At 33.2% G+C, this 14493-nt stretch carries 17 protein-coding genes; 8 read left to right on the plus strand and 9 right to left on the minus strand.

The window, feature by feature from the left end:
* Positions 1-60: 60 nt before the first annotated feature.
* The gene (locus NSQ74_RS18400) at positions 61-1272 is read right to left on the minus strand and encodes an MFS transporter (protein ID WP_340825246.1); all 1212 of its coding nucleotides are present in this window, start codon (positions 1270-1272) and stop codon (positions 61-63) included.
* Positions 1273-1583: 311 nt separating this feature from the next.
* On the opposite strand from NSQ74_RS18400, the gene NSQ74_RS18405 reads away from it, so the two are divergent.
* The gene (locus tag NSQ74_RS18405; RefSeq protein ID WP_340825248.1) at positions 1584-2408 is read left to right on the plus strand and encodes a methyl-accepting chemotaxis protein; all 825 of its coding nucleotides are present in this window, start codon (positions 1584-1586) and stop codon (positions 2406-2408) included.
* 25 nt (positions 2409-2433) lie between these two features.
* A complete protein-coding gene (locus tag NSQ74_RS18410; protein ID WP_340825249.1) occupies positions 2434-2970 on the plus strand; it encodes a GNAT family N-acetyltransferase in 537 nt (178 codons plus the stop codon).
* 257 nt (positions 2971-3227) lie between these two features.
* On the opposite strand, the gene NSQ74_RS18415 is transcribed toward NSQ74_RS18410, so the two are convergent.
* The 8 genes from NSQ74_RS18415 to NSQ74_RS18450 form a co-directional block, all read right to left on the minus strand.
* On the minus strand, positions 3228-4781 hold the full coding sequence (locus NSQ74_RS18415; protein WP_340825250.1) for a flotillin family protein: 1554 nt from the start codon (positions 4779-4781) through the stop codon (positions 3228-3230).
* Positions 4782-4796: 15 nt separating this feature from the next.
* Positions 4797-5327, minus strand: coding sequence for an NfeD family protein (locus NSQ74_RS18420; RefSeq protein WP_340825251.1), 531 nt, complete (start codon positions 5325-5327; stop codon positions 4797-4799).
* A 156-nt stretch (positions 5328-5483) separates the two neighbouring features.
* The gene (locus tag NSQ74_RS18425) at positions 5484-6155 is read right to left on the minus strand and encodes a 3D domain-containing protein (RefSeq protein ID WP_340825252.1); all 672 of its coding nucleotides are present in this window, start codon (positions 6153-6155) and stop codon (positions 5484-5486) included.
* Positions 6156-6257: 102 nt separating this feature from the next.
* Positions 6258-6446 carry a hypothetical protein gene (locus NSQ74_RS18430; RefSeq protein ID WP_340825253.1) on the minus strand — a complete coding sequence of 63 codons (189 nt, stop codon included), beginning with the start codon at positions 6444-6446 and terminating at the stop codon, positions 6258-6260.
* 35 nt (positions 6447-6481) lie between these two features.
* Entirely contained in the window at positions 6482-6760 is a 279-nt protein-coding gene (locus NSQ74_RS18435) for a hypothetical protein (protein WP_340825254.1), read from the minus strand.
* 76 nt (positions 6761-6836) lie between these two features.
* Entirely contained in the window at positions 6837-7301 is a 465-nt protein-coding gene (locus tag NSQ74_RS18440; RefSeq protein WP_340825255.1) for a hypothetical protein, read from the minus strand.
* Between the two features lie 290 nt (positions 7302-7591).
* Positions 7592-8575, minus strand: a complete 984-nt coding sequence (locus NSQ74_RS18445; RefSeq protein ID WP_340825256.1) for a phage lytic cycle repressor MrpR family protein — start codon at positions 8573-8575, stop codon at positions 7592-7594.
* Between the two features lie 15 nt (positions 8576-8590).
* Positions 8591-9904: a hypothetical protein gene (locus NSQ74_RS18450; protein ID WP_340825257.1), complete on the minus strand. Its 1314-nt coding sequence runs from the start codon at positions 9902-9904 to the stop codon at positions 8591-8593.
* 285 nt (positions 9905-10189) lie between these two features.
* Here NSQ74_RS18450 and NSQ74_RS18455 point away from each other — a divergent pair, with 285 nt between their 5' ends.
* The 6 genes from NSQ74_RS18455 to NSQ74_RS18480 all read left to right on the plus strand — a co-directional run bounded on the left by NSQ74_RS18455 (position 10190) and on the right by NSQ74_RS18480 (position 14366).
* The gene (locus NSQ74_RS18455; RefSeq protein ID WP_340825258.1) at positions 10190-10699 is read left to right on the plus strand and encodes a hypothetical protein; all 510 of its coding nucleotides are present in this window, start codon (positions 10190-10192) and stop codon (positions 10697-10699) included.
* A gap of 75 nt (positions 10700-10774) precedes the next feature.
* The gene (locus tag NSQ74_RS18460; protein WP_340825260.1) at positions 10775-11245 is read left to right on the plus strand and encodes a hypothetical protein; all 471 of its coding nucleotides are present in this window, start codon (positions 10775-10777) and stop codon (positions 11243-11245) included.
* Positions 11246-11476: 231 nt separating this feature from the next.
* On the plus strand, positions 11477-12016 hold the full coding sequence (locus NSQ74_RS18465) for a hypothetical protein (RefSeq protein ID WP_340825261.1): 540 nt from the start codon (positions 11477-11479) through the stop codon (positions 12014-12016).
* Positions 12013-12786, plus strand: a complete 774-nt coding sequence (locus tag NSQ74_RS18470; RefSeq protein ID WP_340825262.1) for a hypothetical protein — start codon at positions 12013-12015, stop codon at positions 12784-12786. The genes NSQ74_RS18465 and NSQ74_RS18470 overlap by 4 nt, the downstream gene beginning before the upstream one ends.
* A 22-nt stretch (positions 12787-12808) precedes the next feature.
* Positions 12809-13807, plus strand: a complete 999-nt coding sequence (locus tag NSQ74_RS18475) for a hypothetical protein (RefSeq protein ID WP_340825263.1) — start codon at positions 12809-12811, stop codon at positions 13805-13807.
* Between the two features lie 67 nt (positions 13808-13874).
* A complete protein-coding gene (locus NSQ74_RS18480) occupies positions 13875-14366 on the plus strand; it encodes a hypothetical protein (protein ID WP_340825264.1) in 492 nt (163 codons plus the stop codon).
* The last annotated feature ends 127 nt before the right edge of the window (positions 14367-14493 follow it).

Below are 14493 nucleotides of genomic sequence, written 5' to 3' on the forward strand. Positions count from 1 at the left end.
AGGTGATTGTTCAATTTTCCGTCATGTGAAAAATAAAAGGAGTTCTATCAACTTAATACTTCACTTTACTAAGCCGGTAAATAACCGTTGTTTCGCAATGACGCTTTTTAATACAAATGTTAGCATACAAGCAATGACTAAAAATACTGTTATCATTGCAATTACGCCTACCCAGCCGAAGTGCATCCAAAACACACCCCCTGCGGTTCCACCAACACTCGAGCCAAAATAATAGAAAAATAAATACAGTGATGATGCTTGTGCCTTATCATGAGTTGCACGTTTGCTTACCCAGCCACTCGCTATTGAATGGGCTGCAAAAAATCCAAATGTGAAAACTGTAATACCTAATATTTTTAACAAAAGAAGACTTTGTAATGTAATAATTGCACCTGCAAGCATAATAGCAATTGCTAACAATAACATTTTTTGACGCCCAAACCGATCGGCCAAACTGCCGAACCATGCCGAGCTAAATGTCCCTACTAAATAAATAACGAATATCCACCCGACAATTGTGGCACTTAAATTATATGGTGGTGCCATTAATTTAAAACCAATATAGTTGTAAAGCGTCACAAAGCTTCCCATTAACACAAAGCTAATACCAAATAAACAAAGCATAGATGGATCCTTTAAATGCTGAATAAGTGATTTTGTTAGCGCCTTTATTTGTAACGGCCGTGCCGTAAAATTTTTGGAATTCGGTAGCATCCATATAAATAACACACTAATCATCAAACTAATTACGCCAAGCACAATCATGCCAACTTGCCAGTTATACAAGTCTGTCAATGTACCGATAATGACACGACCACTTAGCCCCCCTACAGAATTGCCGCTTATGTAGAGCCCCATCGCAACGCCTAAACTAGTCGGAGCAATTTCCTCGCCTAAATAAGCCATAGCAATAGCTGGTAGCCCAGCAAACACAACTCCTTGAATAACACGCAATACTAATATAGTTTCAAAGTTTGGTGAAAAAGCTAGTGCTAACGTTAAAGCCGATGCTGCAAATATAGATATTGTCATTAACGACTTTCTTCCCCAAGCTTCAGATAACGAGCCGACAATTATCATACTAATCGATAGTGCCAATGTAGTTACCGATAATGACAAACTTGCAACTGCTGGTGAGACATGAAACTCTTCGGCAAACGTCGGTAGTAACGGTTGCGAAACATATAAGTTCGCGAAGGTAATAAACCCTGCTAAAAATAAAGCCCAATTTGCTCTGTTAAATGCTTTTGTTCCCTTCTCTATATAGTCCATCTCTATCTCCTTCCAGTGACGCGTTCTATCTATCTATTATTCTAATACAACATTCTGTAAAAAACACTGGAAGGTTGTCAAAATTTAGACAAACTATATGCACTTTTCTTTTTGTTTCCACTATTTTTATTTGACAATTTCACAGAAAGTATAATTCTGCGTCATTAATTTTTCGAATAATACACATGCCCTAGAAAAATATCTTTTTTCTGTTAAATGAATGTTTTTACTATTTTGAATTAGCAATTAGTGTGCTACAGTGAAGGAATAATCTAGAAATCAATGTTTTTATAAAGACTCGGAGGTATCCCATGAAAATGATTGAAGCTTTAGCTCTATCAGCGCACTATATCCATCTTGCATTAAAAGAGGAAGCGATTGTAGCTGTCATTGAGAAGGAAAGTGAAACAGTTGTAAAATATTTAGCAGGCAAACGTGTAGACACAGGTTATGTGGATGGCCAAAAAGTAAATGCGAATGATCAAAATGTGTTCATCGCCTTTGCTGGAAAAAATGCAGATGTCATCATTCCCGAGGACGTATACGGTATTGCCATCAATGCTTTTGCATTTCCGATTCGAGAAAATGGTAAAGTTATTGGGGCACTAGCCTTTGGATTACCAATTGATAATGAGCTCAAACTCGAACAGTATATGAATACAATGGATAATATCGTGAATAATCTTCAAGATAAAGTACATACCATCGCCTCCCATTCAGAGGAGTTAGCAGCAACTAGTGAGGAAATTAACAAACAGGCGCAACACGCGCTTGAGGATTCCGAAAAAACAAATGATGTTACAGATTTAATAAAAAGTATTTCTCGTCAAACGAATTTACTTGGCTTAAATGCGTCGATTGAAGCGGCTCGCGCAGGTCAGCATGGAGCAGGTTTTAATATCGTTGCACAGGAAGTCAGAAAACTTTCATTTGAAACTTCTAGTGCAACGGAAAATATTGAAGCTTCTCTTCGCAATATTAATAGAAATCTTGATAATCTAAAACAAAATATGGGACAAATCAATGATGCAACAAATGAACAGGCCCAACTTGTGCAAGATTTTAGTGAAATTATTGAAGAACTAACAACGCTAAGTCAAGAAATGAAGGGCTTTATGCATAATGCTTTGAAATAAAATATAGAATTGAGGCGGCAATAGTATGGAAATTATTATCAATCATGAATTATCGTTACGAACAATCACTTTAGATGATGCAGAGGCTGTTTTCGCGCTAACAGATAATTCGAGAGAATATTTACGTGAATGGTTACCGTGGTTGGATTTCACAAAAGAGCTTTCGGATACAAAAAGCTATATCGAAGGCTGTATTGCTGGCTATGAAGCAAAAAGTAGCATGTCGCTAGCTATTATTTTCCGCGATAAAATTGTAGGAATCGCGGGCTTTAATACTATTAATTATAGTAATAAAATTGCAGCAATCGGCTATTGGCTCGGTAAAGACGCTCAAGGCCATGGCATAATGACCAAAACAGTACAAGCATTATTACAATATGCGTTTGACGGACTACAACTAAATAAAGTTGAAATCCGTGCTGCTGTGGGCAACACAAAGAGCAGGGCTATCCCTGAACGACTTAATTTCACAACAGAAGGAACAATTCGTGCTGCAGAGTGGCTATACGACCACTACGTCGACCACGTCGTTTACGGCATGCTTGCGAGCGAGTGGAAATAAATGGCAATACCTACAATGTAATAAGATAGATTACTGATAGAGTGTTGGCAAAGATGTTAGTAAATTTCCGATAGTTGATGGCAGCGGAAGCGTTGACTCCTATGGGAACGCACGCCACGTAAGACACAACAAACCGCGCGTTAGCAAGGGTTGTGCCTTACTGTGTGCCCGTGGAAACAAAGCGCCGTAGCGAACATTAACGACAAAACAAAAAAGTGTTAGATTGACCGCAGTCAATCTAACACTTTTTCTAATGTTTATTGTTCAACTGTTTCTTTTTGTTTTTCTGTAGCAACAGGTTCTGGCTGTTTCACTAGCTCTGTCGCAATACGCTCAAGCTCTGGTCTCAATGTGTGCTTACCAGCGTAGCTTTCGATTAATTCCTTCACATCAATGCCTGACGTTTCTTTTAATGTTTCCTGTAGTGTTGACATTAAGTTCGTTGCATAAGAAGTCACCTTATTGGCACCACTTCCGCCTTCTCCGCCACCAGTATCAACAACTGTAATTTTATCGATATTGCCTAGTGGACTTGCAAGCTCTTTCGCATACTCTGGCATCATGCGTACAACCATATCAAGGACAGCTGCTTGACCGTAGTACTCGAAGGCTTCTGCAATTTTACGTTTCGCTTCAGCTTCTGCAAGACCTCGTAGGCGAATAATATCTGCTTCTGTTTCACCTTGCGCACGTTCGGCATCCGCTTTCGCGATACCATCTAAACGAATCTTCTCCGCTTCTGCCTTTGCTAACGACTCAATACGATATTTCTCAGCATCTGCTTGCGCAAGCTCACGCATTTTTTCAGCTTCTGCATTTTGCTCAACTGCATAACGATCAGCATCTGCTTTTTTCTTCACTTCTGAATCGTATTGCTTTTCACGACGTAAAATCTCTTTTTCTTCTAATTCAATTTGCTTTTGACGTTCAATAATGCGAATTTGCATTTCTTGTTCAGTTACTTCCTGTTTGGCACGTGCAGTTTCTAATTCATAAGCTTGGTCTGCACGAGCTTTCGCAATATCTTGCTCACGACGGAATTCCGCCACTTTTAATTGATTTTCTTTTTCAGCTTCCGCAATTTCTGTTGCACGTTCTATTTCAGCCTTTTGTGCTTCTTTTGATGCTTCTGCACGCTTAATACGTGTTTCTTTTTCTGCAACTGCAGTCGCAATATCTGCATCTCGTTTAACTTGTGCAATTCTCGGCTTACCAAGTGAATCAAGATAACCATTTTTATCGCGCACATCTTTAATTGTAAAGGAAACAATAACAAGACCCATCTTCGCTAAATCTTGAGAAGCAACACGTTGTACCTCTTGCGAGAATTTATCTCGGTTTTTATAAATTTCCTCAACCGTCATCGACCCTAAAATTGAACGTAAGTGTCCTTCCAATACTTCACGTGCTTCACCTTCACGTTCTGCCTTTTGCTTTCCTAAAAACTGCTCAGCAGCTGTAGCGATTTCTGAAATAGAACCACCAATTTTAATAATTGCTGTACCATCTGCCATTACTGGAACACCCTGTTCCGTATAAACTTCAGGTGTTGTAACTTCTAATTTACTTGATAGTAAGCTTAATGGTTGAGCTTGCTGGAAAATCGGGAAGACGAATGTACCGCCCCCACGAATAATTTTAATTCGATTTCCTGACTCATCTTTATGTACATTTTTTGAGCCAAGATAGCTACCTGTTACAATCAGTGCTTCATCAGGACCCGCTGTACGATACTTTGTTACATATAGTGCTACAAGAGCGATTAAAATAAATGCTACAATTCCTAGAACAATCAAAATATCCATCGACATAATAGTATCTCTCCTTTAAATAAATTTTTTTTCATAGGCTCTCACAAAAAGAGTGCCTGCCCTCACTTCAACTACAAGGACTGTCGTATCATAATCAATTACCTCATTGTCAAAGCCTGTTGCACGCTTTGCAATCATACCGCTTGTAGTCTCAATGACAACTTCACCAAAGCCATCAGACGGTATCGGTACAATTACCTTACCTAACTGACCTTCAAGTGATTCTTCTGTATAGGCTAATGAGACATCAGCAGATTTTAGTGGAACGAGAATAAATAAATAAAATAGGGCACTTAAAATAACTCCAATTACAGCAGCTACACCTATATTCCAAACGCTAGGGAAAAAGGCTAACTTTTCTAAAATAAATCCAGCTGCTGACATTAACGTAATGAAAGAAAGAATGACACTTGGATTAAAAATCGGTAGACCCTCTCCTATGCCCTCGACAGCATCACCGAAAAACATAAACAAAACCGTTGCCAGTCCCGCGAAAATTAATACCACTAAATAAATTTGCTCCAATGTATAGCCAAATAGCGTCAAATAGATCACCCCTTTTCAACGTATTACCTACTATACGGATGCACTGAGAAAAAAGTTTCAAAATTTTTTAACAAATAAAAAAGATTTCTATGTAATGATCTTGATTTACGACAACTTGCTTGAATTAAAGACTATGTATCACCTTCTGAATTAGCTTTAAGGATAATGAATAATACGTACTTGCACATTATGTCTGCCGTATTTTGTTGCTACTTCTTCAGATTCTACTAGAATATCTAACTTATAACCTTTGATGGCTCCTCCTTTATCTGCTGAAATAGCTCTAAATGATTCATATGGTGTCTTTATTTCTACAATAGTTCCTAATGGAAGTACTGATGGATCCACCGCTACAATCCTGAACCCATTATAATAATTAGTTTCACGAACATTAATGCCCGTTACTGTAATACCACTACAACCTTTGCAATCGGGACCATAATATGATGCATTAAATTTCATCCACTTTTTAGTGTTTTGTTTTTGTTTCTCTTGGTTGCTGATTGTTTGAACTTTCTCTTTAGAAGACGGATTCTTACTTTGTTCAACTAGCAAGATTTTTTCTTTTCTAATCATAGCATCATGTTTCAACCTCTGCTTTTCCTTTTCTATTTGTAATTTTTCTTGCCTTAAAGTTATTGCTTTACTACGAATCATTTTCATAGAGGTTTCTAACTTGATCTTTGGGGAATTTTGTAATAGTTCTTCACCATTATGACTGCTTTTATGTAGTTTTTTATCTTCCAAGGTAAAATTCATTAAAATAAAAAGTAGTAATAATATAAACGTTATTTTATATACATTCATTAAAATACCTAGATGCTTCAACAGAAAAACCACCGTATAATCCCAACCTTTTCAATTAATTCATCTAATATGGTAGTTTTATTTCGGTTCTTATTATGTATTATATTTATTAAGTCTTATGTATTAACTATTTTTGATTAAAATATTAATAGTCTTTAAAAATGCTTCTACAGTTTTAAGTGTTTCTATTTCTAAATGTTCCATTTCCGCTGAAATCATTAAATTTAATTTGCCCATTTCCTGGTATGCTAAAGCCATTGCATAACGATCAACTTTATTTCTATTTAAATTTCTATTGTTGGCAGCCTTCATTTTGCTCCTTCCCTTCACCTTAGCAGTAATTCAAATCATTCCACATATACCTGTTTTTCTATAAAATCAATTAGCTTATTCAGCCTTTCCAATGTTTTTTCTTTTTCTGACTGAATTTGTAATTGTTCTATGTGCTTTGTAATATCTACCAACTTTATTTGAAATGCTTGACTCTTATGCAAAAAGTCTTTCATATTATTGTCACTTTCAAACACTCTTCCTTGATTAATAGCACCAAAAATATAACCAAAATCTAACGTCAATTCTTTTAATAACTTATTTATCGTATCCATATAAACCCCAACCTTTGTCATTAGTATCACTTCTTTAATTTTAAATTATTTCATTTAAATAATTCCGTTATTTCAATAGATTCTATATTAAGCGTTATTAATTTATCTTCTCTAGTATAATATGTCCTGGATAGTAGCTATTTAAATATTCCTTTAGACTATTTAAACATGTAATACTATCATCAATAATCGACTTTCTTAAAAAGCCATTATATAAATAAATTATATTTTTAAGCTCCACGACACAAAATAAATTTTCTTGATTATCATCCAATTGAACTAAACTATCATATTGAATATCTATACTTTGTGATTGTTGATAGATAAATTTTGTATCATCAACATCTTTAATTAATTCTAGTTCATCCTCATTCCATGTATCCATTAGTATTAAACTCGATACAGAACTATCCATACATTTACATTCTAAAATATTTCCCCCCTCATCGCTCAAAATAACATTTGTAATTCCACCGTTAAAGTCTTTCAATAACTCGTTTGAAATATTACTTTCATTAAAAAGAACTAACTCTAAAATAGCTGTTGTTTGTAAATCATTCATAATAAAACCTCCTAGTATTACACTAAACTAACATATTTTTCTCAACCATATTAGATTTGTCCTTATCTTATCACGAACAGATGTTCGTTTACAAGTTTATTTTAGAGAATTTTTACATTTTATCTAATGTTCAATTTAAAAATTGCGCCTAAAAACAACAGCACGCTGTTTTTGACTAGAGCATTAGTATTTATTGAGCTACCAATCGTTTAACCTAGTAAGCACAATCCAACCCACTAATAATTGTTTACTTAAAAATCTGCAATAAAAAAAACTGGTATTCACCAGTTCTATAGCTCAATATTAAAGTGTCCATAGTTTTTTCTCATAAAATCAAAATCTAATTTATGTTTAAGAACAGAATAACTTACATACTTGTTATCTTTGTTCGCAAAACCAGTATCATATTTAATTGCGACTTTATCAAGTAGTTCTTTATTTACTATTTTTATTTCATTATCTTTTATCATGTCCCATATATACCACATCATTCCTGAGATCTGTATTGTACTGGCAATTAAATTATTATTATCAAAAACTGTTTTTGCTAATTCCAATGCTCTATTCCCGAAGGAAGCTCTCAGTTGAATATCGTTACTATTTACATTTGCTTTTTTAAAGATATAGGTATTGTCAGAGAAGTATTTTTGGCCTTGTTTAGGGATTAAACTAGTAGACGATACTTTGTCCAGTTTTTCAAGCTTCCAATAAAGATCTTCTGTAATATTTATTTTTCTTCTACAGCCTTTACTCGTCAACTTAGCAAAATAATTTCCGTTTTCACTACTTAAATCCTCCATTTTTAAATTTAATATTTCGCTATACCCTTCTCCTTTTATTCCCTCAAATAAACATAATAAAAATACCGCATGTCTTTGGTCGTCAAATAAACGCATATAAGTTAGTAATTGTTCTCTTGTGTATCTGACAATCGACGCTTTAAAAACAAATCTACTACAGTATTCCATATCAATGATGCTCGGTAACCTTTGTGAACGATTTTTTGTATGTCCGTTCATTATTGCCCAATCTATATATCTAGAAATAAAACCTATGGACGCACTTAACGGTTGTGGGCTAGGAGATTTCAAACTATAAAATAACTCTTCTAACTCTACTTTATTCATATCAAAAATATCTTTATTTTTTTGATTTTCAATTTGAGTTGCTTTATTGAAGAGTGAGAAATACGTAGTTAAACTATTATCCTTTATATCTAAAGATGTTAAATACCATTCCTTAATATCCTTATTAAATACATTATCTTTCAGCATCAGTTATACACCTCATTATTGAATTAAATTCTCAAATACTTTCTGAAGTTTTTTTCTATTTTGAACGCTTAGTCCCCCATATTGGAGAATGCCAAGCTCTTCCCATAACGGATTATGTATAGAGAAGTCTAGCTGATTTAAATAATTAGCCAAACTTTCAAATGCGATATTTTTGGCATGCATTTGTGCAGCTAATTCAATATGTCCATTAAACATTCGATTTTTAAACATTAAAGAGCTTTTATCATTTAAATGCTCTTTATAATAAGCAAAAAGATACATCATATATTCATTAATTACTTTCGCTATCTTTACTACCTCTATACGACTTTCTAATTCAAAGCTATTATTGATTGCATTTGATAGCTCTGAAAAAGTAACTACCTCACCATATGAATATTTAATATTTGAATTAGAAGTGATTCTTCCCTTCAATTCCCCTTCCACCTTTAATTCAATCACAACTTCATCAGATAACTTATCCTTAGCCAATTCTTGCAATCTTGGTTTTGGAATCGGATTAGCTTTTGCCATATCTACTTGAACTCTTTTACATTGTGCTTCTGTCATATTTGAAATGATGACAATCATATTACCTTCTAGCTCGGTCTTTTTCATGTAGGCATTATAGATAGAGAAAGTTCGATGTGCACCATCTAAAACATCCAATATAGTTCCTTCTAACAATGTCAGTGTTTTTTCTTTTTCATCGTAAAATAATTCTAGTCCTTCATTTCCAGTACCAACTTTTGCATTATATCTCAAAGTAGAAGTAATCAAATCTCCATTTAATGTTTGTTTTTCAATCTCACGTAATGATTTCGGATTTAGATTCATCACTTCTATAATTTCGTTTTTTAACTTTTTCTTTTTTGCTTGCCGCTGGATATTGGGGTTATACATCGTAATGCCACTCATCCATAGCTTACCGATAATTGCATTTGGAATAACTACAGTAAATTCGTTATGTCCTGTTTTTATTACATTTTCAAATGAATAGGGTAACGTAATAATATCTTCATATGGAGATTCTCTTATATACAATCTTAATTCTTTGATTTCAGAAGGATTTAGCCATTCTTCAAGCCAATTACAATTATATTCTTCAAGTTTTAAATTAAATTGTTCACCTAATAATAATAACTCAAATAAATTTGCTTCACTTAGCACATCTACATCGTTAATCATTTCTAAAATATTTCCTATATTAATGTTATGTCTATTAAGTTGAATGGAAATCTCATCTAAAAATACATCATTTTGAACGATTAATGGAATTTTCGCTTTAATTTCTTCAACTAATAATTCGCGGGTTTTACCAATTTTCAAACTTTACACTCCCTTGTTTTTCCATTAATTATCTAATTATTTCAATAGTACCATATGCGATATTAAAATGTAACTACAATAAATGAATTAATTAAATTTGCAAACTTTTATTACCCTTAATAATTATTATTTTTATATCTCTATTATATAGGAAGAAACAATATAAAATTATATATTATAGGATTCTAATAAATTAATTAATTAAAAAAAAGTTGAATTATTATTTACTGCTATTATAATATGAATAAGTGATATCTAATTTATTACATTAAAGGAGATGAAGGTATGGCCCACCAAACAGCTAAAGATACAAAATACAATCAGTTAGTATTATCAGATGAAACAGTAATTAAGGAATTATTGACGTTTAGGGGTTCGATAGATGATACGATGTTTAATGGAAATCAAGTAGGATGTACTTCGAGCACTTTAAAAATGAATACAGATGTTATCAGTTTATTCGCCGATTTAGATAAATTAATAAAAAAAAGTTTGGACGAAGAACAGATTGAATTACTTAAATACATAGCTAAAGACTTCTCTTATCATAAAATAGGACAGCTTTTAGAAATTCCTATTAAAACAGTTGGCCGAAGATTGAATACAATTTGTTCACGAATAAAACAAGAAAACGATCGACAATGGAGAAAAGTCGTATATACGCAAAAATTAAACTTAAAATCAAAACGATGTAGCAAATGCAAAGAAGTTCTTCCTGCTACGGATGAATTTTATAGTATAAACAACAGTAGCAAAGATTTATATCATTCACAGTGTAAAAAATGCAAAAAGTAATGCGAAATATATTTGGGCGAAAATAGTAGTTTTTAAGATACACTAGTCAACTTAATAAGTAGAAGGAGCAATCATATGAAACTACAATTACCTCACGCTACCGTAGAACTGAATTTAAATCTCCCGATAGAAGAAAGAGTTCAGTATGTAAGTTGTTTGTTAGAAAATGAAAAATTGATTTATAAAGGGGAAGAAATCTCTTTAGAGTTATATTTTAGCCTCACAGCAAATACATACAATACGTTAATTCTGTTAGACATGATAGGCTATTATATAACTAAAGGATATTTTACGAAAGAGGAATTATTATTAGAAGAAGAAAATTTAATATTTATTAAAGAGACGAAAAAGCGCAATAAAAGGCGTAGAGAAATTGCCAAGTTATTTAAAGGTCAAATAGCGCAGCATCGTTTGCAAGATAATTACGTATTGTCTCATTATAAACAAAAAGAAATTAAAAAAGGATCAATTCGACATAATACATTTTCTAATACTTCTTATTTAGAAGCAATCACATTTGGAATCGAAGAAGCAGAGGAAGATTAAATCCGATAAATGAATTAATACAAAATACATAATGAAATTTTCAAATGTATCTATGCACTTGCATGGATACATCATGAAGGTTTCATATTAAAAAAGTTTATCACATTAGTACATATCGAAAAATTAGAAATTAACAATATATAGTAGGCGGTGTTAATTAAATGAAATAATATAAAATACAAATTGAAACCTTCGAAATAAACCCTCTTTAGGAAGTGAGGACAAAGGAGAATGAAAATTGTAAATAATTTATCTAAGTTTTATCAACAATTGAAAAATGATGAAAAATTACTTCGTTTACTGTATTACTTGCCAAAAGATTCATTAGACGACCCGCTTGATGAGTCAAAATTGGAAATCTCTCAATTACCTAATAAAGATTTAATTATAAACAACATATTAGTTATTGGGGATAAAACAAGCGATTTAATAATAGATTCTGCGTTTTGTCGTATTTGTTTATTTACTGGTCCACGAACACCTCAAAAACATTATCTCAAAACAACAAATCTTTTTACTGAAAACCCCTATTCTAGCACGCAGCAATATATTTTTGATATTTATACACCGAATACTATTAATAATGTAGATTTTCGACTTGATTGGCTCGGCGAATCCTTGAATGAAGCACTCTTTCAGGAGAATCTCATAGAGTTTAAAGAGTTAAGATTCTACAGCGGGATGCCGCTTTTAAATATGCCTGACGGTTTTGTAGGATATCGTTGGATTTTTACTATCCCTTCCAGCCAAAAAACACGAGGTTTAAAATGATGAGCATTTCAACAATAAAAGCATTTGGCAAGCCAACCCCCTATAAGGGACTCCATCTTCATCCTATTCGAATGGTAGATGCTGATGAATTTTATGATTGCGTGCAATGTTTACTCTTGCCTAAAAGCGACTTTCAAGAACCCGAAGTAATTAGAATGTCTTATTTCATGTTTCTCCTCGCCCTCTCCCAAAATAATGATGGTAAGGATTTAGTATCCAAGCTAATTGCTCTATATCGCTTAATCTTTAAAACAGAAAACATACAGTTAACCGTCAATGAAAAAGGCATGGCATTTATTATTGTCGACGGTATATCATTACACGAACGTGATTTTGATAAAATCAAGACCATTATTAGCGAGCAAAACCTTATCGATTTAGATGATGAATTTATCGATCCAGGTACTAAAAAAGCGATTCAAGAGGCTCGAGCATTCATGGCAAAAAGGAAAACAAGACAAGCAGATATAGAACAGCAAATAGTAGCCTACCATTGTAAATCTGGGCTCCCCTACCACGAAATAAAAAACTTAACACTTTATCAATTTCATAAAGGGTTAATAAGAATGGATTATATGGTTAGTAGCGAAGCAATTTTAAATGCTCGTTATACAGGTATGGTTGAATTTAAAAATGAGCAAGACCTTCCTCATTGGTTAGGACATATAGAAGAACCGAAGAAAAATGAAGATGTCATTATGACAAAGACTGCATTCGATAAACAAATGAAACAGCTAGGACTTGATCCTAGTATAAATAAAAAACAATAATCTAAAAGGATGGTAATTTATTATGACACAACAAAATCAATTTTTAACTTCAGTAGCAAATGTACGTTTATTTGATCGTTTAACGGATGAATTAATTCTTAATGGGAAAACATTGTTAAATTCATCTATGACGCAAGCAATTCAAACACAAGCAATTCATGCAGGTAAAGGCTCTAAAAAAGTTTATGAGCTTAATTACCAAAAAGAATTAACATTCTCTATTGAAGACGCTGCATTCGATACTGCTTATATTGCTTTACAAAACGGGACAGAAATTAATCATCAATTAGCTGAATTCTATACTGATGAAATTATTCTACTTGATGAAAGTGGTAAAGGAACACTAGCTGACAAGCCTATTGGCAAAGTCCATGTGGAACAATTGAATGGGACATTCACACAATACGCTCCTACGGGTAAAGATATTTCTGTTCCAGCTTTAGCTGGCAAAGAAGTGCAAGTTGTCTATGCAGTACAGGAAATGATGGATACGATTGAAATCTCTGCTGATTCATTCCCGAAAGCTGTGCGTATGGAGTTAAATGTTGATATTCGTTCGAATAATGGGAAAACAGGTGAAGTCATTATTGAAGTGCCGAACTTTAAACCAAATGGTGCAGTTGAAATTTCAATGACGCATGAAGGGGTAGCTTCTTCTTCCCTAGCAGGTAGCTCACTGGCTGATAAAAAAGGAAACTACGCATACATTAAACTTCGCAATTTAACGGACGAAAAAGTACAAGTAACAGCACTAGCTTCAAATCCTTCACGTCTAGTTCTTGATTCAACCGTTCCAGGAGATTCACAACAAATCACTGTACTAGGTATTCGTGGTCCTGGTTACAGTAACGTGCTGTTACAAAACAGTGATTTAACTTGGACTTCAAAAAATTCAACAATTGCAAGTGTTGATACAAATGGCATCGTAACTTTAGGCGCAAGTGCGGCAACGAATGATCAAACAATTATTGAAGTAACAGATGGTACATATCTTGAAGCAATTACTGTTGATGTAATTTAAGTGAATTAATAAAAAAAGGGTAGAGCATAGTTCTCTACCCTTTTATTTCAATGAAGGAGTCGAAAAAATGGCTAAACGTGAAACGAAACTAACACTAGCAGATATTCAAAAGAATGCTGATGAATTAAATAAAAAACAAAAGTTTTACATTGATAAAAATCTTGGGAAATTTATTTATTACTACCCAAAGTTCAGTAAACGTAAAAAAACAATGTTAATTAATGATTTAGCAAGTACATTTGAATATGTTCAACAAAAAAACTTAGATTTCTTTAAAAATGACCATGAGCTTCAACACTATATCCTCTTTTTAATTATCAAACATTTTACTGAACTAAAAGCTGAACTGAAAGATAAATCAATTGAAACTCATTTTGCTACTATGCATAATCTAGTAGAAATTGGCTGGTATGACGTATTCCTATTGGATATGTTCTCAGTACAAGAAATCTCAAATGTTCTCGAAGAAATTAATAAGCAATTAAATATCAGTATTCAGTTTTTGGAACTTGAAAAACAATTGATGAGTAAATTAGAACCCAATGACAAAATTCAATGAATTTAAATAGTTAAAATTTTGAACTACTCCCCTACCTTTTTAGGTGGGTATTTGAACATTTTAGGATATTTATATATTCATAGAAAATTTGATAAAGGAAGAATGCAGCAACTTTTATAGGCGCTGT

It is taken from the genome of Lysinibacillus sp. FSL W8-0992 (assembly GCF_038008685.1).
GTDB lineage: Bacteria > Bacillota > Bacilli > Bacillales_A > Planococcaceae > Lysinibacillus.